Source organism: Cryptosporangium sp. NPDC048952 (genome assembly GCF_043197895.1).
Classification (GTDB): Bacteria; Actinomycetota; Actinomycetes; order Mycobacteriales; family Cryptosporangiaceae; genus Cryptosporangium.
This window is the reverse complement of sequence record NZ_JBICTY010000001.1, coordinates 1,062,914-1,087,547: the sequence shown is the minus strand read 5'-3', so window position 1 is coordinate 1,087,547 and position 24,634 is coordinate 1,062,914. Positions and strand designations below refer to the sequence as shown.

Annotated in this window: 22 protein-coding genes; 6 read left to right on the top strand and 16 right to left on the bottom strand. The window is 69.3% G+C overall.

The annotated features are described in order from the left end of the window. Positions 1-9: 9 nt before the first annotated feature. Both ctaD and ACGFY5_RS05100 read right to left on the bottom strand, forming a co-directional pair. Complete coding sequence (gene ctaD / locus ACGFY5_RS05105; protein ID WP_392717468.1) at positions 10-1,716, bottom strand: cytochrome c oxidase subunit I; 1,707 nt, start codon at positions 1,714-1,716, stop codon at positions 10-12. A 251-nt stretch (positions 1,717-1,967) separates the two neighbouring features. Beyond that, entirely contained in the window at positions 1,968-3,701 is a 1,734-nt protein-coding gene (locus ACGFY5_RS05100) for a bis-aminopropyl spermidine synthase family protein (protein WP_392717466.1), read from the bottom strand. An 86-nt stretch (positions 3,702-3,787) separates the two neighbouring features. On the opposite strand from ACGFY5_RS05100, the gene ACGFY5_RS05095 reads away from it, so the two are divergent. Next, positions 3,788-6,019 carry a PAS domain S-box protein gene (locus ACGFY5_RS05095; protein ID WP_392717464.1) on the top strand — a complete coding sequence of 744 codons (2,232 nt, stop codon included), beginning with the start codon at positions 3,788-3,790 and terminating at the stop codon, positions 6,017-6,019. Here the strand turns inward: ACGFY5_RS05095 and ACGFY5_RS05090 are convergent. After that, positions 6,016-7,233: a PucR family transcriptional regulator gene (locus ACGFY5_RS05090; protein WP_392717462.1), complete on the bottom strand. Its 1,218-nt coding sequence runs from the start codon at positions 7,231-7,233 to the stop codon at positions 6,016-6,018. The genes ACGFY5_RS05095 and ACGFY5_RS05090 overlap by 4 nt on opposite strands. A gap of 346 nt (positions 7,234-7,579) precedes the next feature. Here ACGFY5_RS05090 and ACGFY5_RS05085 point away from each other — a divergent pair, with 346 nt between their 5' ends. After that, the gene (locus ACGFY5_RS05085; RefSeq protein WP_392717460.1) at positions 7,580-7,705 is read left to right on the top strand and encodes a hypothetical protein; all 126 of its coding nucleotides are present in this window, start codon (positions 7,580-7,582) and stop codon (positions 7,703-7,705) included. A 352-nt stretch (positions 7,706-8,057) separates the two neighbouring features. Here ACGFY5_RS05085 and fxsT read toward each other — a convergent pair whose 3' ends face one another. The 3 genes from fxsT to ACGFY5_RS05070 form a co-directional block, all read right to left on the bottom strand. Then, on the bottom strand, positions 8,058-10,277 hold the full coding sequence (gene fxsT / locus ACGFY5_RS05080) for an FxSxx-COOH system tetratricopeptide repeat protein (RefSeq protein WP_392717458.1): 2,220 nt from the start codon (positions 10,275-10,277) through the stop codon (positions 8,058-8,060). A 157-nt stretch (positions 10,278-10,434) separates the two neighbouring features. Further along, positions 10,435-11,433 (bottom strand): glucose-6-phosphate dehydrogenase (coenzyme-F420), encoded by a 999-nt coding sequence (gene fgd, locus ACGFY5_RS05075; protein ID WP_392717456.1) that lies wholly within the window; start codon positions 11,431-11,433, stop codon positions 10,435-10,437. Between the two features lie 70 nt (positions 11,434-11,503). Beyond that, positions 11,504-11,986: a MarR family winged helix-turn-helix transcriptional regulator gene (locus ACGFY5_RS05070; protein ID WP_392717454.1), complete on the bottom strand. Its 483-nt coding sequence runs from the start codon at positions 11,984-11,986 to the stop codon at positions 11,504-11,506. A gap of 93 nt (positions 11,987-12,079) precedes the next feature. On the opposite strand from ACGFY5_RS05070, the gene ACGFY5_RS05065 reads away from it, so the two are divergent. Genes ACGFY5_RS05065 through ACGFY5_RS05055 form a run of 3 tightly spaced genes read left to right on the top strand, consistent with a single transcriptional unit; the run spans position 12,080 to position 13,877 of the window. Next, positions 12,080-12,640: a YceI family protein gene (locus ACGFY5_RS05065; protein ID WP_392717452.1), complete on the top strand. Its 561-nt coding sequence runs from the start codon at positions 12,080-12,082 to the stop codon at positions 12,638-12,640. 20 nt (positions 12,641-12,660) lie between these two features. After that, positions 12,661-13,389, top strand: coding sequence for a pirin family protein (locus ACGFY5_RS05060; protein ID WP_392717450.1), 729 nt, complete (start codon positions 12,661-12,663; stop codon positions 13,387-13,389). Next, on the top strand, positions 13,386-13,877 hold the full coding sequence (locus ACGFY5_RS05055) for a VOC family protein (RefSeq protein ID WP_392717448.1): 492 nt from the start codon (positions 13,386-13,388) through the stop codon (positions 13,875-13,877). Before ACGFY5_RS05060 ends, ACGFY5_RS05055 begins: the two co-directional genes overlap by 4 nt. 167 nt (positions 13,878-14,044) lie before the next feature. On the opposite strand, the gene ACGFY5_RS05050 is transcribed toward ACGFY5_RS05055, so the two are convergent. The 4 genes from ACGFY5_RS05050 to ACGFY5_RS05035 all read right to left on the bottom strand — a co-directional run bounded on the left by ACGFY5_RS05050 (position 14,045) and on the right by ACGFY5_RS05035 (position 17,152). After that, on the bottom strand, positions 14,045-14,413 hold the full coding sequence (locus tag ACGFY5_RS05050) for a hypothetical protein (protein WP_392717446.1): 369 nt from the start codon (positions 14,411-14,413) through the stop codon (positions 14,045-14,047). 506 nt (positions 14,414-14,919) lie between these two features. Continuing rightward, positions 14,920-15,330 carry a roadblock/LC7 domain-containing protein gene (locus tag ACGFY5_RS05045; protein WP_392717444.1) on the bottom strand — a complete coding sequence of 137 codons (411 nt, stop codon included), beginning with the start codon at positions 15,328-15,330 and terminating at the stop codon, positions 14,920-14,922. Positions 15,331-15,368: 38 nt separating this feature from the next. Beyond that, on the bottom strand, positions 15,369-16,745 hold the full coding sequence (locus ACGFY5_RS05040) for a DUF4388 domain-containing protein (protein WP_392717442.1): 1,377 nt from the start codon (positions 16,743-16,745) through the stop codon (positions 15,369-15,371). Between the two features lie 5 nt (positions 16,746-16,750). After that, positions 16,751-17,152, bottom strand: coding sequence for a hypothetical protein (locus tag ACGFY5_RS05035; RefSeq protein ID WP_392717440.1), 402 nt, complete (start codon positions 17,150-17,152; stop codon positions 16,751-16,753). Positions 17,153-17,688: 536 nt separating this feature from the next. Between ACGFY5_RS05035 and ACGFY5_RS05030 the strand changes: the two genes are divergently transcribed. After that, positions 17,689-18,237, top strand: coding sequence for a DUF1697 domain-containing protein (locus ACGFY5_RS05030; protein ID WP_392717438.1), 549 nt, complete (start codon positions 17,689-17,691; stop codon positions 18,235-18,237). Here ACGFY5_RS05030 and ACGFY5_RS05025 read toward each other — a convergent pair. The 6 genes from ACGFY5_RS05025 to ACGFY5_RS05000 form a co-directional block, all read right to left on the bottom strand. Further along, on the bottom strand, positions 18,221-19,087 hold the full coding sequence (locus ACGFY5_RS05025; protein ID WP_392717436.1) for an amidohydrolase family protein: 867 nt from the start codon (positions 19,085-19,087) through the stop codon (positions 18,221-18,223). The genes ACGFY5_RS05030 and ACGFY5_RS05025 overlap by 17 nt on opposite strands. A gap of 60 nt (positions 19,088-19,147) precedes the next feature. Then, a complete protein-coding gene (locus ACGFY5_RS05020; RefSeq protein WP_392717434.1) occupies positions 19,148-20,077 on the bottom strand; it encodes an ROK family protein in 930 nt (309 codons plus the stop codon). Next, complete coding sequence (locus tag ACGFY5_RS05015) at positions 20,074-20,901, bottom strand: carbohydrate ABC transporter permease (protein ID WP_392717432.1); 828 nt, start codon at positions 20,899-20,901, stop codon at positions 20,074-20,076. The genes ACGFY5_RS05020 and ACGFY5_RS05015 overlap by 4 nt, the downstream gene beginning before the upstream one ends. Beyond that, entirely contained in the window at positions 20,898-21,902 is a 1,005-nt protein-coding gene (locus ACGFY5_RS05010; protein ID WP_392717430.1) for a carbohydrate ABC transporter permease, read from the bottom strand. Before ACGFY5_RS05010 ends, ACGFY5_RS05015 begins: the two co-directional genes overlap by 4 nt. A gap of 1 nt (position 21,903) precedes the next feature. Then, positions 21,904-23,184, bottom strand: a complete 1,281-nt coding sequence (locus ACGFY5_RS05005; protein WP_392717428.1) for an extracellular solute-binding protein — start codon at positions 23,182-23,184, stop codon at positions 21,904-21,906. A 121-nt stretch (positions 23,185-23,305) separates the two neighbouring features. Then, positions 23,306-24,502, bottom strand: a complete 1,197-nt coding sequence (locus tag ACGFY5_RS05000; protein WP_392717426.1) for an ROK family transcriptional regulator — start codon at positions 24,500-24,502, stop codon at positions 23,306-23,308. Positions 24,503-24,634 lie beyond the last annotated feature (132 nt).

Here is a 24,634-nt window from a genome sequence, read left to right as displayed (position 1 = left end):
GTGATTGCGTCAAGCGTTGATCGGAGGCTGCTGAGGATTTTTCACCTCGTTGGCCCAGGGGGCCAGGTGGGGGAACTTCACGTCGAATGCGGGGCGCTCCGAGCGGATGCGCGGCAGTTCGATGAAGTTGTGCCGCGGCGGCGGGCAGGACGTCGCCCACTCGAGGCCGCCCCCGTACCCCCACGGGTCGTCAACGGTCACGACCCGACCCAGCTTGTACGACTTCCAGATGTTCCAGATGATCGGCAGCGTCGAGATACCCAGGATGAACGCGCCGATCGTGGAGATCGTGTTCAGGGTGGTGAACCCGTCGCTGGCCAGGTAGTCCGCGTACCGCCGGGGCATGCCCTCGTTACCGAGCCAGTGCTGCACCAGGAACGTGGTGTGGAACCCGATGAACGTCAACCAGAAGTGCAGTTTGCCGAGACGCTCGTCGAGCATCCGCCCGGTCATCTTCGGGAACCAGAAGTAGATCCCACCGAACGCGGCGAACACGATCGTGCCGAACAGCACGTAGTGGAAGTGCGCCACCACGAAGTAGCTGTCCGAGACGTGGAAGTCCACCGGCGGGCTGGCCAGCAGAACACCGGTCAGACCACCGAAGAGGAACGTCACGAGGAACCCGACCGCGAACAGCATCGGCGTCTCGAACGTCAACTGACCTCGCCACATCGTGCCGATCCAGTTGAAGAACTTCATGCCCGTGGGCACCGCGATCAGGTACGAGAGGAAGCTGAAGAACGGCAGCAGCACCGCGCCGGTGACGAACATGTGGTGCGCCCACACGGTCATCGACAGCGCCGCGATGGCGACCGTAGCGCCCACCAGGCCCTTGTAGCCGAACAGCGGCTTGCGGCTGAACACCGGGATGATCTCGGTGATGATGCCGAAGAACGGTAGGGCGAGGATGTAGACCTCTGGATGCCCGAAGAACCAGAACAGGTGCTGCCAGAGGATCGGCCCACCGGTGTCGGCGTCGTAGACGTGCGCCCCGAGATGCCGGTCGGCCAGCAGGCCGAAGAACGCGGCGGTCAGGATCGGGAAGACCATCAGCACGAGGAGGCTGGTGACCAGCATGTTCCAGGTGAAGATCGGCATCCGGAACATCGTCATGCCCGGCGCGCGCATCGTCAGGATCGTCGTGATGATGTTGACCGCACCGAGGATCGTGCCCAGACCGGAGATCGCGAAGCCGACGATCCAGAGGTCGGCGCCGGCACCCGGCGAGTTGATCTCGGAGTTCAGCGGCGCGTAGGCGAACCAGCCGAAGTCGGCGGCACCGCCCGGCGTCAGGAAGCCCGAGAGCACCATCAGACCGCCGAAGGCGAACGCCCAGTACGCGAACGCGTTCAACCGCGGGAACGACACGTCGGGCGCGCCGATCTGCAGCGGCACCAGGAAGTTCGCGAACGCGAAGCCCAGGGGCGTGCCGAAGAGCAGCAGCATCACCGAGCCGTGCATCGTGAACAGCTGGTTGTACTGCTCGTTCGACAGGAACTGCAGCCCCGGCCGGGCCAGCTCGGCGCGCATGAGCAGCGCCATGACGCCGGCCGCGGCGAAGAAGAAGAACGACGTGATCAGGTACATGATGCCGATTTGCTTCGCGTCGGTCGTCCGGATGATCCGGGCCAACGCGCTGCCCTTCGCCGACTCGCGCACCGGCCATGGCCGGCTCACGATCGGTTCCGGTTCGATGCGTTCGGCTTCGATGGTCACAGCCGGACCCTCCTGGCAGATCGGCGTCGCTGGGCCTGGTGCTGGCCCGCGGCTGGCAAGCCTTGCGAGCAGAATAGTCCGTCTCTCCCGTTCAAAACGGCGGGGGTCTACCTAGCGTCGTCGTGTCAGAAAAATCCCGTTCTCAGGGCGCAGTTCCGCTCGGTGCGGAAGCGGGCCCGTTCGGGGCTCCGTCGCGGCGCGGATTGCCAGGAAATCGTCGAGCCCGCCCCCTGGTGGCGGACGGCTTCCTGTCAATCCGCGTGGGCGGAGGCGCGGATGGCCGCGAGGAGCGGCGCCAGGCGGTGCCGCGGGATCTCCATGAGCGTGCCCTCCCCCTCGAGCCCGCCGGGGCTCGGCGCGGCGGAGCCCTCCCCCGCGGCGGCGGGGAGGAAGTTCGCGACGCATGTGGCGGCGTCGGGCTTGCTCAACTCGGCATGGGTGACCAGGCCGTCGCGCCAGACGTTGACCAGGCGGCCGTGGGCGCGGTCGAGGACGTGGCGGACGAGGCGATCGCCCGGGTCGTCCGCGGTGGGCGCTGTCACCGCCTCCACGATCGCGGCGGCGGGGCCCGGCGTGCTGCGACGGAACCGCAGGGACCATTTCGGTGCGACGAGGTCGGCGAGGGCTTTTTGACCTGCCGCGTCGGCCAGGTCGGGGTGGTTGTTCGCGACCGCGACGGCGACTCGCTGGGCGTCGACAGCGAGCAGTATCCGCAGCAACCAGGCACCCGGGTCAGCCGACGCATCCACCGCGACCGCGCCCGCCCGCGCCGGCCCCGGCACGCCACCGCTCCACACCGCCCCGAGCGCCCGTTCCCCGCTCAGGGCCCCCGAGCTCGCGCCCCCTCCGCCCGTGACCGCACCGCCCGTGACCGCACCGCCCGCGGCCGCACCGCCCGGCGCGGCTCGACCGGCCGCGGCGCCGAGAGCGGTGGCGGGGGCCAGAGTGCCGGGGACGGGGGTCACGCCCAGGACGGGTAGACGATCTGGGCCCGACGCGGAAGACAGCAGGGTGGTGGCGAGGACAGGGTCGAGGGTGGCGGTGGCTTCGGCGGACTGTTCGCCGTGGGTGTAGATCGTCGGCTTGACGCGGCCCTTCCGGCGCGCCCTGCTCGTCGGGAGCAAGAGGTACAGGTCGCTGGCACTACCGATCGCCTGCGCACCGACGTACCGGGAGAACGCCGGCCACTGCGCCTGCACGGCGAGCTCCAGCTCGCCGAACGTGCGCTGGACCGCCAGCCCCAGCGCGGGCGTCCGCGGCGAGAAGCCGTACGCGAGCAGGATCCGGCCGCCAGGTGCGAGCCCCTCGATCGCCCGTTCGAGGAAGAGCCCGATGCCGTCGGGGGTGTACGGCGGGTCCGTGAACGCGATCCCGGCCCGCCCGGCGGCAACCGAGGGGAGCCCGAACCGCAGGTCACCGAACACGCACCGAATTCCGAGCCCGACCGAGTCGACGTACGCGAGGAGCCGCTCGTCGACGTCGACCACTGTCGCGGTGAGCCCGGGACGCAGCAGGCAGGTCGCGAGCGCGGTCAGATCGTGGTCGCCGACGCACAGCAGGTGCGCGCCGTCGAGGTCGAAGTGCGCGTCGAGCCAGAGGGCGCGGCGCACCGCGGTCTCCGGGGTGGCCGCCACATGGTCGAGAGCCCGCCGAGGCGGTGGTGCCGCCGCCCGCAACCGGCCCACCTCGGCCAGCAGGTCACCGGCAGTTGCCAGGGCCGGCCCCAGCGGATCCGCCAGCTCGGTGGCCACCGAGCCGAACCGCTCCCGGTACGACGCCACCCGATCACCCTGGATCCGCAGGAGCTCACCGGGCGCCAGATCGTCGCCGACAGCGGTCAGTACCTCTTCCACCGTCCGCCTGGGCACGGCGAACTCCCGCACGAGATCAGCAAGCGTCCACCCCCGCTCCCCCAGCGCGAGCACCACCTCGCGAACGACCCGGCCGTGCTCCGAAACCAGCTCCGCCACGGCGTCCGCACTCACGAGCGAAGGCTTGCACAGCTGCGCGCAGCGCGCCAAAAGCTACAATCCGCTCGTAACGGTAGAAACTGCAGCGATATGGGGGCGGCGTGACCGAACACGGTGTCCAAGAGATGCCCCCTGCGATCGTCGCGATCGACCCCGACGGCCGCATCACCCAGGCCAACTCCGGTGCCGAGGACCTGTTCGGCTACAGCTGGGACGAGCTGTCTCTGCGCCCCCTCGACGATCTGCTGCGTGAGCCCGCCGAGCTCGGGGAGATCACCGGCGGCGTCGAGATGGCCTGCCGCCGCAAGGACGGCTCCGAGTTCCATGCCGAGCTGTCGCTGACACAGATGGACACGCCCGAAGGGCAACTCACGTCCGTCGCGATCCGCGACCTCGGCCAGCGCAACCGGGCCGTCGAGCGCATGCGGTGGCTCTCCGCGATCGTCGAACACGCCCACGCGCCGATCGTCAGCGCCTCCACCGACGGGACGATCACGTCCTGGAACACGGCCGCCGAGCGCGTCTACGGCTGGACCGCCGACGAGATGATCGGCCGCCCGATCAGCACGTTCGTCGAGCCGGTGCACGCGGATCTGGTCACCGAGACGCTCACCAAGGTGCTCGAGGGCGAGACCGTGCACATCCCCGACGGTCAGATAGTCCGGTCGGACGGCCGACGGGTGGCGGTGAGCGTCTCCGCGTCGCCGATCGTCGGACCGCACGGTGGCATCGCCGGCATGGCGTACGCCGCCCGCGACCTCTCCGACTCCGAGCGCGCCGAGGCCAAGTTCCGCTGGCTGCTCAACGCGACCCCGCTCCCGATCGTCGGCGTGGACGTGAACGGTCGGATCCGAATGGCGAACACCGAGGCCGCACGCACGTTCGGTTATCTCGTCGACGACCTGATCGGCGAACAGATCGAGACCCTGCTGCCGGACGCGCAGAAAGCAGTGGCCGCCGAGTCCCACCACGATCCGCGGGACGCCGTCTCGGAGCCGACCCGCCTGGCCGGGTACCGCCGGGACGGCACCGTGTTCCCAGCCGAGATCCTGCTGTCGTCACTGCTCACCGAAGACGGCCTCCTGATCGCCGTCACCGTGCACGACATCACCGCCCGCCTGGAGGGCGAGGCCGAGCGGGTGCGGCTGGAGAACGAACTGCAGCGCTCGCAGCGGCTCGACAGCCTCGGCCAGCTGGCCGGCGGCGTCGCCCACGACTTCAACAACGTGCTGGCGATCATCCTGAGCCACGCGTCGATCGCCGAAGAAGACCTGTCCGGCCTTGCGGCCGGCAACAGCAGCGACGACAGGCTCGCCGGCGCCCGGCGCGCCGTCGAACAGATGCAGCAGGCCGCCGAGCGTGGCTCGCGCCTGACCAAACAGTTGCTCGCGTTCGGTCGGCGCGAGGTGGTGCGTCCGCAGGTCTTCCTGCTCAGTGAGGCCATGGGCGACGTCGTGCGCCTGCTGTCGGGAACGCTCGGCGCCGACGTCCGGGTGTCGACGAGCAGCGACCCGGACCTCTGGCCGGTCACCGCCGACCCGGGCCGGATCGAGCAGGTGCTGGTGAACCTCGCGGTGAACGCCCGCGACGCGATGCCGAAGGGCGGCACGCTGCAGATCGACGCGGTGAACGTCGCTCTCGATTCCGCGCAGGCCGCGCGCTACGGGCTCACCGACGGCCGGTACGTGCAGCTGCGCGTCACCGACACCGGCACCGGCATGCCGCCGGAGGTGGCCGAGCGCGCGTTCGAGCCGTTCTACACGACGAAACCCGAGGGCCAGGGCACCGGGCTGGGCCTGGCCTCGGTGTACGGGATCGTGTCGCAGGCCGCCGGCCACGTGTACCTGCGGTCCCGGCCGGGGTGGGGCACGTCGGTGACCGTGCTGTTGCCGGCGTCGTCCGGCGAACCGTCGGCGCGGCCCGGGGCGCAGAATCCCTCGGCGCCCGCGGAGGAGGCGAAACCCGAACGCACCGTGCTGGTCGTCGACGACGAGCCCGACCTGCGCAAGTCGATCGAGATCATCCTCGGGCGCGGCGGGTACGCGGTGCTGTCGGCCGGGTCGGGCGACGAGGCGGCCCAGCTGGCGAGCGCCTACGAGGGCTCGATCGACCTGCTGCTCACCGATGTCACGATGCCGGGTCTGTCCGGCCAGGAAGTGGCCCGCCGGCTCCGGCTCGAACGGCCGTCGATGCGGGTGCTGTTCATGTCCGGGTTCGCCCAGCCCCTGCTGACGTCAAAGGGAACGATCGGCCCGGACGTGACGTTGGTGGAGAAACCATTCACCCGGCGGAGCCTGCTGGCGAAAGTCGCCGAGGTCCTGGCTCCCGCTTAGTCCGCGCTGGGCGCCTTCACGACGGCCAGCGCGCGGAGGGCGCACTCCAGCTCGAACCGCGAGTCCGGATCGTGCAACTGCTCGCCGAACAGCGCCTCGAGCTGCCGCAGGCGGTACCGAACGGTCTGCGGGTGCACCTGTAGCCGCGACGCCACTTCCGGCGCGCCACCGCGGGTCTCCAGCCACGCGAGCAGCGTCTCGCTCAGCCGCGCCTGCTGCTTGACGGTGAGCTGCCGCAACGGCGCCAGGCGACGCTCGGCGAACACCTCGACCAGCGCTTCGTCGGCGAGCAGCAGCAGCGTGGACAGATGATCGGCGGTACGGACGACCTGCTGGTTGCTCAGCGTGCCGCGGCGCAGGAACGCCAGCGCGCGCCGGGCCCAGCGCAGCGACCGCCGCGCGTCGGGCACCGCCACCGGCAGACCGATGGCCGCGCGAGAGGAGCGCAGCACCGAGCGCAGCGCCGCTTCGGTGCGTTCGAGCTGCGTCTCCGGCACCAGTAGGCAGGGTTCGCTGCCCTCCAGGTCGATGAGCACTGCGGGGCCGAGATCGGGCAGCGTCAGCTCCCGGTCGTCGGCGCGCGGCTCCAGCGCGATCGCGACCAGCCGCTCGGGCACTGACCACCGCGCGGTCTTGGCCATGTCGGCGATCGCCGCCGCGGAGGGCGGCGGATCGGACAGCAGCATCTGCATCAACTGGCGCCGACGCCGCTCGCGCGCACCGGCGGCATGCGCCTGCGCCTCGGCGTAACCCTCGACCGAGAGCGCGGCCAGTTGGTCGACGTACGCGATCACTGCCTCGCCCAGCTGGAACAACAGCGGCGCGGGCAGGTCGAGCCGCAGCCCCGCGTCGGCCAGACGACGCCAGGCGACCCGGGCGCCGAGCCGGTACGCGGCCTGCAGCGCATCCAGGCTGCGGCCCTGCTGGAACTCGCCGTAACCCAGCTTGCGGTGGACGGCGTCCCAGTCGTCGACCTCGAGGTTCGGGTCTCCTACCTTGTCGGCGAACTGCGTCAGCGCCCGCTCGACGCCGACCCGGATCACGTACTCGTAGGACTCCCCCATCGACCGGCCGAACTCGGGGATCCCCTCGCGGACCGCCTCGACGATCTCCTCGGCCAGCGTGCCGAGTTCCGGCTTGATGACTTCCGCCAACTCGGCCGGCAGCCCGGACCAGGGCTCGAACGCACCCGGCCGCACCGCTAATTGCGACACCAGGCCACCTCCATCCGAGCACGGACAGTAATTGACACTAAACGGCAGAGTATTAACGACGCGTTGCAACTGTCAACAGAGAGGTTACGCGGCCGGAACCGGAAATGGTGTCGGTACCATGAATTACCGAAACGCTCCGAATTTTCTCGTAAATACTCTGCGTTAGGCTCTTCCGCCGTTTCTTCCTCCATTCAGAGCTTTCTGGTCGACGTTTTGCAACGCGCCCGTCGTGCGCGGCGATATCTCCGGAACGACCACTTCATGGCGATCTTCCTGCCAGGATGACGTGCCGGTCGGGGCGCAGTGGGTCACTTGTGACCACTCCACCCGACAAGGAGGACGCCCGGTGCCTTCTCGTGTGGTGCTGGTGCCAATTGCGCTGGCCGCATTTGTCACGTCGCTCGACGACACCGTCGTCAATGTGGCCTCACCGTCCATGCAGCGCGACTTGGCACTCGAGTCAGCGGCCTGAAATGGATCGCGACGAGCTCTATCTTGGCTTTCTCTGCGCTACCTCAACGTTCCGATCGGGCCTCGCGCGGCGTGATCCGGGCGGCTCACGTCAGCGAGAAACCCACCCCACCGCGGAACGGACAGGGGCTCGTCGCTGACTTGCTCCCAGCGGCCCGCGGGGACCTCGCCAATACCCGAGCGCCCGCGTCGAGCAGGTCCCAGAACGACGCCGGGGTTCGCACCGCACCCGGGAACCGAACGCCGGGCACCACGATCGCTCTCGGTTCGAGAGCCGGCTCGCCGGTGGCTCCACGAACCGGCGAGCCGGCAGCTTCAAGGCCCGGCACTCCGGTATTGACGGACGACGTTACTCAGCCCGCGTCACGGTGAGTGGTCTCCGTGTGTTCCACCCAGGTGCGCAGCTCTTCGGCGCGTTTCGCCTCACCCAGCGCCGCGAGGTCACGCGCGAGCCGGCGGGCCGACTCGATCGCACTGGGATGCGACTCCCCCAGCACTCGCCGGCGGCTCGCGAGGATCTCCTCGTCGAGCTGGCGCGCGAGACCGACGTCACCGAGCCCCCACGCGTCGTCGGCGAGATCCGTGGCGGCCGACAGGCTGTCGGAGTGGTCCTCGCCGAGCGTCTCCCGGCGACGACGCAGCAGATCGACGTCGAGCTCCTGGGCGGCCTCGAACCGGCCGAGCGTCCGCAGGGTCTGCGCCAGGCAGCGAGCGGCGCGCAGCGTGTCCTCGTCGTCGGGGCCGAGCCGGTCGAGCCAGCGGCGGTGCAGCTGGTCGGCCAGATCCCGCGCCGACCGGACGTCACCGCGGGCGAGCAGCACCCGCGCGGCCGACACCGCTGTCGCCCGCAGCCCGCCGTGGTCGGAGTGCGCCGGATCGGCCGCGTAGAGGTGCGGGAGGAGCAGGGTCCAGGCGGCCCAGCGCTGCGTGTCGGTGGGGTCACCGGGGTCGGCGGCGGCGATCAGACCGTCGACATGGGTGCGTACCGCGTCCCGGCGATCGGCGCCGAGCTGGTCACGCAGGATCGCGGCGACCAGCCGGTGCAGCGTCACGACGCCGTGCGACACGTTGAGCGGATCGTCGATCGCGACGCCGAACCGGCTGCGCCGCTCGACCTGCACGAGCCCGAGCCGCTGCAACCGCTCGACGCTCCGCTCGAGCACCGCGCTCCCGTCCGCGATCCCCTCCAGCGCCGCCAGCGGGTGGCGACGGAACCAGCGATCCCCCACGTCGGAGAGATTGGGATCGGCGAGACCGAGCAGGCCGACGGGAACCGGACGCGGAGCGAGGAACGCACAGACCCGCACCAGCGCCAACGCGACCGGATCGCGGTTGGCCAGCCAACTCGTCGCGGTCGAGATCGCCCCGGCCAGCGCGTGCGGATAGTTCACCGACCGCTGCTCGTCGAGCACGTACGCGACGTGCTGGGCGAGTTCGGTGAGGTAGTCGGCGGGCCGGGTGTCGGTCTCCACCAGGTAGCCGGCCGCGAGCACGGCGGCGAGCGGCAGGTCACCGAGCACCGGAGCCAACCGGCCGGCCTCCATCGCGCTCAGCCCCGGATCGTGGCCACGCAGCAATTGGATCGACTCGGCGCGGCTGAACAGGTCGACCTCGAGCGTCGCCGCGACCGGTGCCCACCCCGACGTCCGTGAGGTGATGATCGTGTGGCCCTCGCCGCCGGGCAGCCACGGCGCCAGCGACTCGGCCGACTCCGCGTTGTCGAAAACCACCAGCCAGTTGGTGTTCCGGCGCAGATAGGTGCGCGCCACGGTGGCCGCGGTGCCGGTGTCGGTCGCCGGGCCGACGAGTCCCAATCGGATCGCCAGGGCCGCGAACTGGTCTCCGACGAGCACCGGGCGGTCGGCGGGGATCCACCAGACCAGGTCGTAGTCGGCGCCGAAGCGGTGCGCGTACTCCAGCGCGAGCCGGGTCTTGCCGACCCCGCCCATCCCGAAGCGGCCCTCCACCGCGACCCGACCGTCCGCGCTCAGGGCCGTCCGCAGGCGGGTCAGCGCGTCGTCACGCCCGACGAAGGCGCCCTCGCGCGCCGGGACGTTCCAGACGTCCGGGCGGTGCCCCGGCAACCTCGACCGAGTTGCGGCGGGCGCCAGTGCGCCACCGGCCGCACCGCCCGGAGCGGATGGAGCCGGCCTGGTCGAGTGGCCGAGTACGGCTGCGATCACGCGCTCTGCGGCCGCAGCCGGTGACGCGTCGTACAGCGTCGCACCGGCCACACCCGACCAGGGCTCCGGCACGGTGACGGGCTCCACCCGCACCGGAACGACCCTGCCGAGCAACGAGAGATCGGACTTCCCGTTGTCGACGTACTCGTGGGCTTCCACCAGCGACGCGGAGAAGACCAGCACGACCCGCTCGACCGGCCCATCGGCGTCGAGAAGGCAGTCGTGCAGTGCCTCGGGCAACGGCTGACCGGTTTCCCAGCCCCATCCGGCCAACCGGACTTCGACGGTGTCGGACGAACTCGCGTCAGCGAGTCGGGCCGCGATCCACTCCGCCCACGGCCGATCCCGGCCGACGTGCGAGATCACGAATCGCCGACGCGCGTCGCTCACGCCCCTCACCTCGATCAGATGCGGCCCAGAGGCCACATTGAGTGCGACTCCGACGTCTGAATGTAACCGACAGGGCTAGCACTCAGCGCGTTCAGAAGTGACGGGAGTCATTCCCCGTGCCGGCGCGTTCAATCGCGCCGGCACAGTGGACAGTGCGTCAGCCCTGCTTGCGCAGCAGCGGGAGGATCTGCTCGCCGTACAGGTCGAGGAAACGTGCCTGGTCGGGGCCGGGCGCGTGGAACACGAGGTGGGTGAAGCCCAGATCGATGTACCGCTTGATCGCCGCGACGTGCTCCTCCGGCTCGTCGGAGACGATGAACCGCGACGCGGTGCGCTCGGTGGGCAGCGCGTCGGCCAGCCGCTGCATCTCGATCGGGTCCTCGACGTCGCTCTTCTCTTCGGGCTTGAGCGCGAGGGCACCCCAGTACCGGGTGTCTTCGAGCGCTTTGGCCTTATCGGGATCGAACGACACCTTGACCTCGATCATCAGGTCGAGGTCCTGAACGTTGCGACCGGCCTTCTCCGCGCCCTCGTTCAGCGCAGGCAGCAGCTTGTCGGTGTAGAGCTCCGGAGCCTTGCCCGACGTCGTGATGTACCCGTCGCCGATCCGGCCGGCCATCCGCGTGGCCGCGGGCCCCGACCCGGCGACGTAGAGCGGCACAGGCGTCGAGGGCTTGTCGTAGACCGTCGCCTTGTCGAGCTTCCAGAACCGGCCCTCGTAGTCGACCCGGTCCTCGGCCCAGAGCAGCTTGATGATCTCGATGGCTTCCTTGAGCCGGGCGAAGCGCTCCTTGTTGTCCGGCCACTCGACGCCCAGCGGCACCTCGTTCATCGACTCACCGGAGCCGACCCCGAGGATCACCCGATCCGGGTAGAGCAGCCCGAGCGTCGCGAAGACCTGGGCGATCAGACCCGGGTGGTAGCGGAACGTCGGCGTCAGCACGCTGGTGCCCATCTGCACGCGCTCGGTCGAAGCGCCGAGCGCACCCAGCCAGGCGATCGCGTTCGGCGCGTGGCCGTCGTCGTGCCGCCACGGCTGCAGGTGGTCGGAAACCCACACCGAATCGAAGCCCGCCTTCTCGGCGTGGACGGCGTAGTCGAGCAACTCCCGCGGACCGAACTGCTCCGCCGATGCTTTGTACCCGAACTTCAGCACCAACCGCTCCTCTCGTCAGCGCCACCCCGGCCCCGGCGCTCTGCGCCCATTCTGCCCCGGCGGCTCCGGCTTACGCGGAGCGCACGTCCTCGGCCTCGTCGCGGCCGATGCGATCCAGGACGACGTCGGCGATCGACTCGAGCGCCTCGACCTGCTCGGCGGTGAGACCGTCGAACATCAACCGGCGCACCGTCTCCACGTGGCCGGGGGCCGCGGCCTCGATCGCCGACCGTCCATCCGGGGTGAGGACGACGAACGCGCCGCGAGCATCACTCGGGCAGTTCTCCCGAACTACTAAACCGCGCTTCTCCATGCGCGAAAAGTGATGGGACAGCCGGCTCTTCTCCCACTGGAGCGACTTGGCCAGTTCCGTGACCCGGATCCGCCCCTCAGGTACGTCGGTGAGGTTCACCAGCACCTCGAAGTCGGCCATCGAGAGGTCGGAGTCGGTCTGCAGCTGGCGTGCCAGCCGGGTCGTGAGCTCGGCGTGCATGCGCAGGTACCGGCGCCAAGCCCGCTGTTCGTCGGCGTCGAGCCACCGGGTGTCTGTCATGGTCACCACTTTACCCGGGAATAGTTGACACATCATCCAAGTTTGGCCTAGCGTACTTGAAGCATCAACAAGTTACCTCTGAAGGAGTTCGACATGACCGCCCCCGCCTTCGCCCTGTCCGACCTGTCCGGCGAGTACACCCTCGACCCGGCCCACACCCGGATCGGCTTCGTCGCCCGCCACGCGATGGTCACGAAGGTCCGCGGCTCGTTCAACGAGTTCGAGGGCTCGGCCGTCGTCGACGGTGACAACCCGGAGAAGTCGTCCGCCAAGATCACGATCAAGTCCGCCAGCGTCGACACCCGCAACGAGCAGCGCGACGGCCACCTGCGCACGAACGACTTCCTCGACCCGGAGACCTACCCGGAGATCACGTTCGTCACGACCTCGGTCCGCGCGAACGACGCCGACAACTACGAGGTGACCGGCGACCTGACGATCAAGGACGTGACGAAGTCGATCACGATCCCGTTCGCCTTCGAGGGCGCTGCGAAGGACCCGTTCGGCAACACCCGAATCGGCTTCGAGGGCTCTGCGACGATCAACCGTGGCGACTTCGGAATCACCTTCAACGCCGCGCTCGAGACCGGTGGCGTGCTCGTCAGCGACAAGATCACGCTGGAGTTCGAGGTCTCGGCGATCAAGAACGCCTGACCCAGGATTTACTGGGGCGCATGCAATCGAAGATCGACGTCCGTCGGTCCGCGTCCCGCGACCGGACGGAGACCGAGTGGCTGGATTCCAGGCACTCGTTCTCGTTCGGCGTGCACTACCAGCCTGACAACACCCACCACGGGCTGTTGGTCGTCCACAACGACGACGTCGTCCGCCCGGGCGCCGGCTTCGACACCCACCCGCACCGCGACATGGAAATCGTGACGTGGGTGCTGGAAGGGTCGCTGGCGCACGCGGACTCGATGGGCAACTCCGGCGTCATCCACCCCGGGCTCGCCCAGCGGATGAGCGCCGGCCGCGGCGTCCTGCATTCGGAGAAGAACGACTCGGCCGAGCCGGTGCGGTTCGTCCAGGCCTGGGTCACGCCCGACGAGGCCGGGATCGACCCCGGCTACGAGCAGGCCGACATCGCGTCCGAACTGCTGACCGGAGAACTGACGCCGGTCGCGTCCGGCCTTCCGAGGCACGCGGCTGCGGTCCGCATCAAGCAGAAAGACGCCGCGCTCTCCGCGGCCCGGCTACGGCCGGGCACGTCCGTGCAGCTACCGGACGCGCCGTACCTGCACGTCTTCGTCGCCAGTGGTGCGGTTGAGCTGGAAAACGCGGGCCTTCTTGCTCAGGGCGACGCTGTGCGCGCGACCGCCGCGGGCGGCCTGCGCGTGACCACGGGCGAACCGGCCGAGATACTCGTCTGGGAGATGCACACGACGCTCGGGGAGCGATCATGACGGATCTGGCCGCAATCGAGAAGCAGCGTGGATTGCTCCGTGACACGTACCTGCAGCCCGACGGGGTGCGCCCGGCGTCGTCGGCGCGTGGACTGCACCACACCGCGCTGATCAGCAGCAGCGTCGAGCGGACGATCTGGTTCTACCAGGATCTGCTGGAGTTCCCGCTCACCGAGCTGATCGAGAACCGCGACTACCCCGGGTCGTCGCACTTCTTCTTCGACATCGGCAACGGCAACCTGCTGGCGTTCTTCGACTTCCCCGGGCTCGACGTCGGGCCGTACGCCGAGGTGTTGGGTGGTCTCCACCACGTGGCGATCTCGGTGGAGCCGGAGAAGTGGGAGTACCTGGTCCGCAAGCTGCGCGATTCGGGCGTCGAGCACGCCGTGCACAGCGGCGTCTCCGTCTACTTCCGCGACCCCGACGGCGCCCGCATAGAACTCATCGCCGACCCCCTGGGCGAGATGTACGGCCAGCACGTTCTCTGAAACAGCGATGCCCGGCAGCCGTTGGCTGCCGGGCATCGCTGTTTGCATTTGCAGTGACCTGGAGCCCGCTCAGGGCAACGCTGCCGATCGGGCGGCAGGACGCCGCGTATAAGTGATACTCAAGTCCTGCCGCCCGCTCGGCAGCGTTGTTCTGAGCGGGCCGCCCCTCAGACCTCGAGTTCGCGTTCGATGCGGGTGAGCTTGTGGCGGGCCAGCGCGAGGTTGGCGCGGGTCTTGTCGAGCATCAGGTACATGAACAGGCCCTTGCCCGACCGCGAGGTGACCGGACGGATCACGTGGTACTGGGTGACCAGCGTGACGAGGATGTCCTCGATCGGCTCGTCGAGACGCATGAGCTCGAGCGTGCGCATCTTCGCCCGGACGAAGTCCGTGGTGCCGGCGGCGATGATGTCGAGGTCCAGGTCCGACACCGAGGTGAGCGTGCCCAGCGGCATCCCGCTGTTGTAGTCGATGAGCGCGACACCGATCGCGCCCTCGATGTTCATGGCTTCCTTGAGCGAGGCTTCCAGGTTCATTACGTCTACTCCTGTTCGTACATTTTTGTCTTGACTGTCACTACTGTCGCCGGTCCGATCGGCGACCGGTCCTTGTTGCGCCTCCGGCGCGGCTCGCGCAGGCGCCGCGCGTGCCTCCGTCGGCGGCCCGGGCGTGGGTTCCGCGGGCGGCGGACCCGCTTCCGGTGGCTTTGCTTCCGGCGGACTCGCTCCCGGTGGGAGGAACGACGAGGCGACGTACTCCTCGTCGACCGGAGCGCGGGCGAAGACCGGGTACTCGGCGTCCGCGTCGTACCGCTCCTCGGCCCTAGGTCCGGCCCCAGATCCAGATCCTGGTCCGGGGCCAGGGCCGGGTCCGGTCGACGGCGGCGCGGCCGAGCCGCCCGAGGCCGGAGCGGGCGGGGGCGCGCTGCCGTTCATCACGGCACCCACGGCGCCCGCGTCGGCCGTGACTTGGGGGACCTCGGCGTCCGACGCCGTGGAACGGCGATGCCGTCCACGCGCGCGTGCCCACCACCGGTTGCTGTTCAGTGCCAACCACCCAGGGTGCCGCGCGCGGTGCCCTCCGCGGCGTCCACGAGCGCGCCGACGCGGTCGGCGAGACCCCGGGCCTCCAGGTGCAGGCGGCCGAGGTTGGTCTCGGAGGTGGCCAGCACGGTCAGCACCGCGTAGGTGCCGGCCGCGTACGTGACGACGTACCCGTAGGCGCCCCGCACCAGCGCTTCCTGGAACCGCCCGTGACCGGCTTCCACCGCGACACGCTCGGAGAGGCCGAGCGTCGTCGCGGACAGCGCGGCCATGCCCTCCGGCTGCACGCCGTGGGTGTCGTGCGCGATCAGCAGCCCGTCCGCTCGGGAGACGAGGCTGCCCGAGACGAACCGGACCCGGTCACGGAGGGCCCGGATCTCGGTCAGCACTTCGTGCTCGAGGTTGTCCATGTGTCTCCCTTCTCGGCTAGGCGTGGGGTCGGAGGTGGTCAGGAGAATCCCTGCAGGGCGTCACGGAACCGGCGCAACGAGGAGATCGACGGCGCTTCCGCGTAGACCTCCGGCGGTGGCGAGGGCCACCGCGGCCCGGTGCTCGCCGCCCGGGCGGGTGCGGGCTCTCCGGGGTCCTGCGGCGCGCGGGCCTGCTGGCTCGGCCGGACGACCCGGGTGGGGATCCGCTTGGGCAGCGGCGGCAACGGCTGGATCTGCTCTCCACCGGCCCGCTCCGCCCCGACCGAGTCCCCCCGCCGAGGCAACGGCGGCAGCCCCACTGCCCCGTCCGAACCGACGCCGTCCGAACCGACGCCGTCCGAACCGACGCCGTCCGAACCGACGCCGTCCGAACCGACGCCATTCGAGCCAGCGCCGTTCGAGCCGGCGCCGTTCACGCGCCGCGGCAACGGGGCCAGCGCGCTCTCGCCGGCCGCGACCGGCGGAGGCGACGCGGCCGGGGCCGGAGGTACGGGCTCGGTGACACCCCGCCGGTCGCCGGGCCCGAACAACTCCGACAGCGTCGACCCGGCTGCCGGCGTTCCGTTCGCCGCCGAGGCCGCACCGATCAACGGCGTGGCTGCACCAATCAACGGCGTGGCTGCACCGATCGACGGTGCGGCTGCGCCGATCGACGGTGGGACGGCACCGTTCAGCGGCTTGGTGCGGCCGACCGCGGGACGGTACGGCGTCACCGCCGGACGCGCCGCCGCGCCGGTGGCCGACGGCGGCAACGCGAGGCCGATCGCCGCGAGCCGCCGCACTTCCAGCAGCGTCGCGTACCCACCACGCCCCAGCACCCGCGCCAGTTCGAGCGGCGTCCGCCGCCCGTCGGCGTTGAGCAGCAACTCCCAGCGCAGGCCGTCGACGACGACCTGATCCTTGGGCAGGCGCGCGACCAGCGTGAGCGCCGCGTCGTCGAACTCCGACGACGGGAACACCGCGGTCAGCTGGTCCCGCCGATGCGCGACCTCACGCACGAGCCGCTCGACGTCGACACGGAGCGTGCCACCGAACCACGACCGCTCACCCTCGACGAACTTCACCGACGTCGGCTCGAGCGTCAGCGCGAAGAACGCCGCGTCGAACAGCGCACCGTTGACGCAGAGCTCGAGCTCACCCTGGCTGAGATACCCCTGCTCGACGAGCAGCGCCCCGACCCGACTGGTCGGCCCGCCCACAGTGAGCACGGATTCCCAGACGTCCTTCGACAGCCGCCCGGACGCGGTCAGCAACGTACCGATCCCCGGCGCCGAACCGGCGTCGATGTGGGTGACCGCCCCGTCCCGCAGGTACAGCACCGCTCCGGAAAACGCCTCGACGTGCAGCGCTCCGGTCGCACCCAGCGTCGCGAGCTCGCGAAGCGTGGCAGCCACCGCGCTCATTGCAATACCAGCTCGTCTGCGAGGCGACGGAGCTCCAGACGGGCCATCGCGAGGTTGCTCTGGCTGCGATCGAGCCAGAGATGGAGGAAGAACCGGCCGTCGAACTGCGTATGGAGGAAACGCAGGAGGTCGTAGCGCCCCTGTGCGGTGAGCACGATGTCCTCCCAACGGTCTTCCCCGTCACCCGGGCCACCGAACCGCTCCGGCCCGACGAACGCCGAGTTGTCACGCGCAGCGCGTACCACCTCGGTGGCGCCGGCCGCGGCCGCGTCGGGACCGCCGTACGGCCAGTCCCCCACCGTGCCGACGACGAGGCCGCTGGTGAAGTCGACGATGTTGGCCCCGCGAGCGCCGGCGATCGCCATCGCACGCTGCAGGCTCTCGTCAATTCCCGGCATGCCCCAAGACCTCCATCACGGTGACACCATTCACCGCGCGGTGGTAAACGGCTATTTCCGCAGCAGCGAGTCGCCGTCGTCGCCTACGGCACATCCAGCACCCTAGCGCGCACTTAACGCTGCTTCCACTGGGCTTAACGAAGATCTGGGATTTGCACCTGATCTACTCCTCCAGGTAACAAAGCGTTGCGGAACGATTACCGAACGCCTTTGTCCGTCAAGGCATTCGGAGCGAAATAATTCCAAGCCGACGGTGCTTCGCACCTGCTCATCAGGGGTACCGCAGCCAGCTTGCCCCCGATCGACAGCCGCGGCACACCGTCGATAACCGTCCAATGAGTACGATCCCGAAGCACTTTCGATCACATCGGAATGCGCCAATCTCCGGCAGATAACGAGGTGGCGCAAAAGCGCGTGCGTCACTCTCCGAAAGGGGTACAGCTGACGGAATTCAGCTGATCGAAATACATCCGAATTCCGGGAACCTTCGGCGCGGTCCCGCAGCGGGCGTCCGCTGGGTACGCAAGGATGACGACGTGACCGCCTACCTCGCGCTCCTCCGCGGCATCAACGTCAGCCGCCACCAGCGGATAGCGATGGCCGATCTGCGCACGCTGCTGACCGACCTGGGCCTCACGGACGTCAGCACGTACCTGCAGAGCGGTAACGCACTGTTTCGAAGCGAACGCACTGATCCGGACTCGATCGCCGTCGAGATCGAAGAGGCGATCACCCGCGAACTCGACCTGACAGTGCGCGTTCTGGTGCGGGACGAGGACGACTTCCGCCGCATCGTGGGCACCAACCCGCTCGCCGATGTGGCCGACGACCCGTCGAAGCTGCTCGTCACGTTCCTGTCCGCGCCGGCCGCCGATGCGGACCTGGACGCGGTCGACCCGGCCACGTACGCCCCCGAGGTGATGGCCGTCGGGCAGCGCGAGGTCTACGTCTGGTACCCGGACGGCGTCCGCAAAGCGAAGCTGAGCCCGCCGTTCTTCGAGAAGCGCTTCCCGAAGGAGGCCCGCGCAGCGGGCACCGCCCGCAACTGGAACACGCTGAGCAAACTGCTCACGATGCTGGACTGAGCAACCGCTCGCCGTTGTCGTGCAGCACCGCTCGCAGCCAGTCGTCGCCGAGGTCGAGGCGCACCAGGCTCTCGATCTGATGGGCGTAGGGGTACGGGATGTTCGGGAAGTCCGAGCCGAGCACGATCCGGTCGAACGAGTCGCGCAACCGGGGTTTCAACGACGGCGGGAACGGCGCGAGGCGCTCGACGAAGTCGGTGAACGTCATCGTCGTGTCGAGGTGGACGTTGGGGTAGGCGTCGGCGAGCGCGAGGAACTCGGCGTACTCCGGTTGCCCGAGGTGCGCGACGACGAGCGTCAGCGACGGGTGGCGGGCCAGCACCTCGCCGATCGGGCCCGGCCCGGTGAACTTCCCCGGCATCGGCCCGCTGCCGCAGTGGCACACGACCGGGACCCCGGCGTCGGCGAGGAGACCCCAGACGTCGTCGAGCAGCGGATCGCGGGGGTCGTACGCGCCGACCTGCACGTGCGCTTTGAACGCACGGAGGCCGTTCTCCAGCCCAGCGCGCACGTAGTCGGCGGCGCCGGGTTCCGGAAAGAACGTGCCGGTCGGCACACAGTTCGGCGCGTCCTTCGCGAACGAAAGACCCCACTCGTTCAGCCAGGCGGCCATCGCCGGCTTGTGCGGGTAGAGCAATGCCGTGTGCCGAACGACGCCCAATGAGGCGAGCTGCTCCAACCGCGCGGATTCGTCGAGCCGGTACTCGATCGGCCACTCGAGGACGTCGAGCGCATCGAAGTAGGCCCACACCTTGCGGAGCACCCGCTCGGGCATGAAGTGGACGTGCACATCGGCGAATCCCGGTATCCCGAGTTCTTTGCACACACCGCGGAGATCAGCGTCACGCACGCTCCGACTCTACGAATCGGGCCCGTCCGCCGTGCGGATGGGCCCGATTCGGTCGCGGGGTCAGCCGGCGTCGCGTAGGACGACGTCTTCGTACCCCGCTGCGCGCCACGCGAGGATGGCGGCGCCGAGCCGCCCGGCCGAGCCGCCGAGCGGGCTGTTCGCGACCGGCGGCGCCTCCCGCCACGCCAGCGCTTTCTGCAATTCGGCCCGTACCGGCCGCAGCAGCGTGTCGCCGGCACCGGTGAGTCCGCCCGCCAGCACGATCAACGCCGGGTCGAGCAGCAGCGTCGCGGTGGCCAGCGCCAGCCCGAGCGTCTCGGTCGCTTCGCGCCAGACGCGCGCGGCCACGACGTCGGAATCCAGATTCGAAGCGACGTCCGCGGCGGTGGCTCCGGGCAAAGTCCCGCCCGCTGCCGCGTAGCGGCGGGCGATCCCGGACGCCGACGCGTAGACCTCCAGGCAGCCCCGCTGACCACAGGCGCAGTCCTCACCGTCCGGGTACACCGGCAGGTGACCGAGCTCGCCGGCGCTACCATCGGCGCCCGCCAGCGGCTGGCCGTCGACGATCAGCCCCGCCGCGACGCCGGTACCGAGCACGACGACCATCAGGTCGCGGGCGTCGCGCCCGAGCCCGATCTCGCTCTCCGCCACCGCTGCCGCGCGACAGTCCTGCTCCAGCACGACCGGGACGCCGACCTCCGCGGCGACCTCCGCGGCCAGCGGGGTGTCCCGGAAGCCGAGGTTGACGGCGTGCCGCGCGATCCCGGCCGCGGTGTCGACGATGCCGGGCACCGACAGTCCGACGCCGACCGTGCCGGCGTCGGCCAGCTCCCGGGCGACGCCCCGCACCCGGGACACCACCTCGGCCGCCCCGAGCGACGCACCGGTGTCCCGGTCGAGCCGGGCCAGCTCCCGCCCGTCGGCGCCCACCCGGGCGCCCTTGATCGTCGTCCCTCCGATGTCGAGCGTGACGACTGACGGGCCCGTCATTTGACCGATCCGGCGGTCAACCCGCCCACCAGGTGCTTCTCGATGACCGCGAACAGGATGACGACCGGCACGATCGCGACGATCGACGCCGCGAACAGCTGGTCCCAGTTCTGGTCGTAGCCAGTGACGTACGAGCTGATACCGACGGTCAGCGGCTTCTTGTCGTCGTCCTGCATGAGCGTCAGCGCGACGACGTACTCGTTCCACACCGCGATGAACGTGAAGATCGTCGCGGTGACGACGCCCGGCAGCGTGAGCGGGAGCATGACGCGCAGCATCGTGCCGACCCGGCCGTTGCCGTCCAGCTCGGCGGCCTCTTCGAGCTCACGCGGCAACGCGGCGAAGAATCCGTGCAGGATCCAGACCGCGAACGCCAGGTTGAACGCCGAGTTCGTGAGGATCAGCGCGCCGTAGGTGTTGACCATCGACAGCTCGAAGAACTCGCGGTAGATGCCGACGACCAGCGACGTGGGCGCGAACATCTGCGTGACGAGCACCAGGAACAGGAACGCGGTCTTGCCCGGGAACTTGAAACGCGCGCTGAAGTACGCCGCCGGGATCGCGACCAGGATGACGATCACGGTCGAGGCCAGCGACACCAGCAGCGACGTCTTCAGCCAGTTCTGGAACCGCGAGTCGCCGAGGATCTCGCCGTAGGCGTCCAACTGCCAGTGCTGGGGCAGGAACGTCGGCGGCGACGCCAGCGCCTCCGACCCCGGACGCACCGAGTCCAGCAGCATCACGATGTACGGGGCCAGGAAGACGATCGCCACCAGCAGCCCGAAGATCGGCAACGCCACCGGCCGGATCTGCCGCCAACTCATGCTTCCTCCTCTCGCCACTTCACCAGCCGCAGGTACACGACGACCGCGACGAGGATCAGGAGGACGTTGAACACACCGGCCGCCGCGGAGGCGCCCACGTCACGGTCGGCGCTCTTGAACGCGAGCTTGTACATGAAGGTGATCGTCGTGTCGTGCGTGTAACCCGGGTTCCGGTCGTTGAGCGTCCAGACGATCGGGAACGAGTTGAACACGTAGATCATGTTGAGCACGGCGCTCACCAGCAGCGCGGGCCGTAGCAGCGGGAACGTCACCCGGCGATAGGCCTGCCAGGCGCTCGCACCGTCGATGCGCGCGGCCTCGTGCACGTCGTCCGGAATGGCGTTCAAGCCGGCGAGCAGCACGTACGCGGTGAACGGAATCGAGACCAGGACGCCGACGAGGATCATCGACGGCATCGTCCAAGTGTCGTTGCCGAGCCAGTCGATCGGCTCGTCGATGATGTGCAGCTTGGTCAGGAAGACGTTCAGGATGCCGTGGTAGTAGTCGAAGATCAGCGTGAACAGGCGCGCGGTGATGACCAGCGACGCCGCCCACGGCACCAGCACGGCCCAGCGCACCAGGCGCCGCCCGAAGAAGTCCTTCGACAGGAACTGGGCGAGACCCAGGCTCAGCACGATCGTGATGATCACGACCGCCGCCACCCAGATCAGGGTGTTCAGCAGCACCGTGCCCAACGCCGGATGCGAAAGGACGTGCGAGTAGTTGTCGACGCCCGCCGAGCCGCGCCGCAGACCGGTGATGGAGTAATCGCCGGTCGACGCCCGGACCAGCTCGATCGCGGGATAGATCACGACGCCGAAGATCAGGACCAGGGCGGGGCCGAGCCAGATCAGCGCCACCCACCACGGCGCGCGGCCCCGCGTCGTCTTCCGGATCTTTTTGACCGGCGCGCCCGCACCCGGCGCACCGCCCCCGTTGCTGGAGGCGGGCGCCGGGCTGTCGGTGACGGCGCCGGGCTTGGAGTCAGCCCGGAACGCCATGTCAGCCGCCGTTCTCTGCGGTCTTCTGCAGGTCGTCGAGCACGGCCTTCGGGTCACCCGACGGGGAGACCGCGGTGCCGAGGTTCTGCTGAACGGCGAGCTTGATCTTGTCCCAGGCCGGGTCGTCGGTCGGGGTCAGGTGGATGTTCGGCAGCGTGTCCAGGTAGACCTTGAGCGACGCCTCGCTCGAGAACTCCTCCAGGCCGGACTTGGTGACCGGAAGGAAGCCCTCGGACTTGATCCAGGTGTTGACCTGGTCCTTGGCGTAGTAGAGCTCGTAGAACTTCTTCACCGCGTCCTGGTTGCCGCTCTTCTTGAACGACATCAGGTAGTCGGTGACGCCGTAGGTCTGCGGCGCGCTGCCGTCCTTCGTCGGCATCGGAGCGATGCCGTACTTGACGTTCTTGTACTTGGTGTCGAGGTCGCCCTGGAGCGGACCGAAGCCGACGATCATGCCGGCCTTACCCGAGGTGAACAGCGGGAAGGCGCCGTCGGTGCGGTTGGTCTTCCCAGGGTTGTTCTGGGTGACCTTGTCCTTGGCCGAGAGGTCCTTCAGGAACTGCAGCGTCTCGACGTTCTTCGCGGAGTTGATCGTCCACTTGCCGTCGGACTTCCAGTCGCCACCGTTGTTGAACAGCCAGATCGAGTACTCGGCCTGGGCCTCTTCCGGGCCAAGCGGCTGCGCGTATCCGATCGAGCCGTTGCCCAGCGCCTGCACCTTCTTGGCGTCGGCGACGAACTCGTCCCACGTCTTCGGCGGCGCGGCGATGCCGGCCTTGGCGAACAGGTCCTTGTTGTAGAACAGGGCCCGCGCCGACGAGAGGTCCGGCATTCCGTAGAACTTGCCGTTGTACGTGCCGCTCTTGACGAACGCGTCGATGAGGTCCGACTTGACGGCGTCGGTGAGCACCTCGTCGGAGTTGTAGAGCAACCCGTCCTTGGCGTAGCTGGCATACGCGTTGAGGTTCAGGATGTCCGGCGGGTTGCCGTTCTGAACCATCGTGCTGGCCTGCTGGTCGATGTCGTTCCAGCTGATGATCTGCAGGTTCAGCTTGACGCCGGTCTTGTCCTCGTACGTCTTCTTGAACGCGTTCCAGAAGGTGGCCGTGTGGTCCTTGCTGTATTCGGCGATGACGACCTTGATCTCCTTGGCGCTGTCGCCACCACCGGAGTTGTCGGCGTCGCTGGCACCGGTGCCGCCGCTGCACGCGGCCAGCCCCAAGGCCAGCGCAGTCGCACCGGCCAGACGCGCGATCCAGCGCGTCCTGCCTGTTGCACCCATGCGGCTTCCTTCCTTCGAACGAGACAGAGTTATCGAGGACTGGGGGTTATTAACGAATGGATCGTTAGTATCGCGCAGGTGTGACGTACGTCAATCGGTCCCCAGGTACGTGACCCACTCGTTATGGGAGGCGCTGCTCCGCGTGATCGAGGGCGCGACGGACCGCGCCGAGCGCCACTGCGTCGCTGCCGAGGTCGGAGAGGATCAGCCGCGGCGACGTCAGGATCCGCGGGCGAAGGTGCCGGTCAATGGCAGTGAGCAGGGTCTCCCCCGCCCGCGACAGACCGCCACCGATGATGACTTCGCGGGGGTCGAGGATGAGCAGCAACGCCGCGAGACCGCGGGCGAACCGGGCCGCGATCCGGTCCACCACCTCGAGCGCGTGCTCGTCCCCCTCGGTCGCCGCGGCGAACACGGCCGCGACGGCGTCGGGAGACGGCGCGAGGGCGTCGGCGGCTTCGGCCAGCTCGGCGATGGCTTGCGCGCCCACGGCGTGCTCGAACGCGCCCTTTTCGCTGACCGCGTTGGCCGCCCGCGCGCCGAGCAGCGGCGCCGGATCCGGGCCGTCGAGCCCGGAGAACACGTCGACGAACCCGATCTCACCGGCCGCACCACTCGCCCCGCGGTACGGCTTGCCGTCGATGATGATGCCGGCGCCGATCCGGACGCCCCAGTGCACGAACACCAGGCTGTCGCTGCCGACCGCCGCACCGCGCCACCGCTCGCCGAGCACCGCGAGGTTGATGTCGTTCTCGATCAGCACGGGACTTTCCGTGATCGTGCGCAGTTCGTCGAGCACGGGAAGGTGCGCCAGCCCGGGGATGCCAGGTGCGAGCAGCACCTCACCGCTGCTCTCCTCGACGATTCCCGGCGTGCCGACGACGATCGCCCACACGTCGTCGCCGGTCAGGTCGGCTTTCGCCAGCGCCTCGGCGATCGTGTCGCGCACCGACTGCAGCAGACGCTCACCGCTCGCCATCTGCCGCGACGCCACGACGTTGCCCGCCAGGTCAGCCACCATCGCGACGACCTTGTGCGACCCCACGTCGACACCGACGACGTACCCCACCTCGGCGCGGAACCGGATCCACTGCGCCGGACGTCCCATCGAGACCTGCGCGGTCTCGTCGACGTCCGCGACCAGCCCGGCGTCACGCAGCTCCGCGACCGCCCTGGTGACGGCCGGCCGTGAAAGCCCGGTCGCCTGCATCAGGTCGGCCACCCGCGCCGGCGAGTGCTCCCGGATCGCCCGCAACACGGCGCGAGAGTTGATCTGCCGCAACACGTGCGGTCCCCGGGCGGACTCGTGCGGCTGCACCGTGTGCCTCTTCTCTCCTGGCGCGGAAACTAGACCGTAACCCGCCGGCCCCCGCCGCCGTCAGAGGAGACCGCGAAGCACCGCGGCCACGAGGTCGTCGACGTCCGGTGGTTCGGGGGGCTCGCCGGTGCG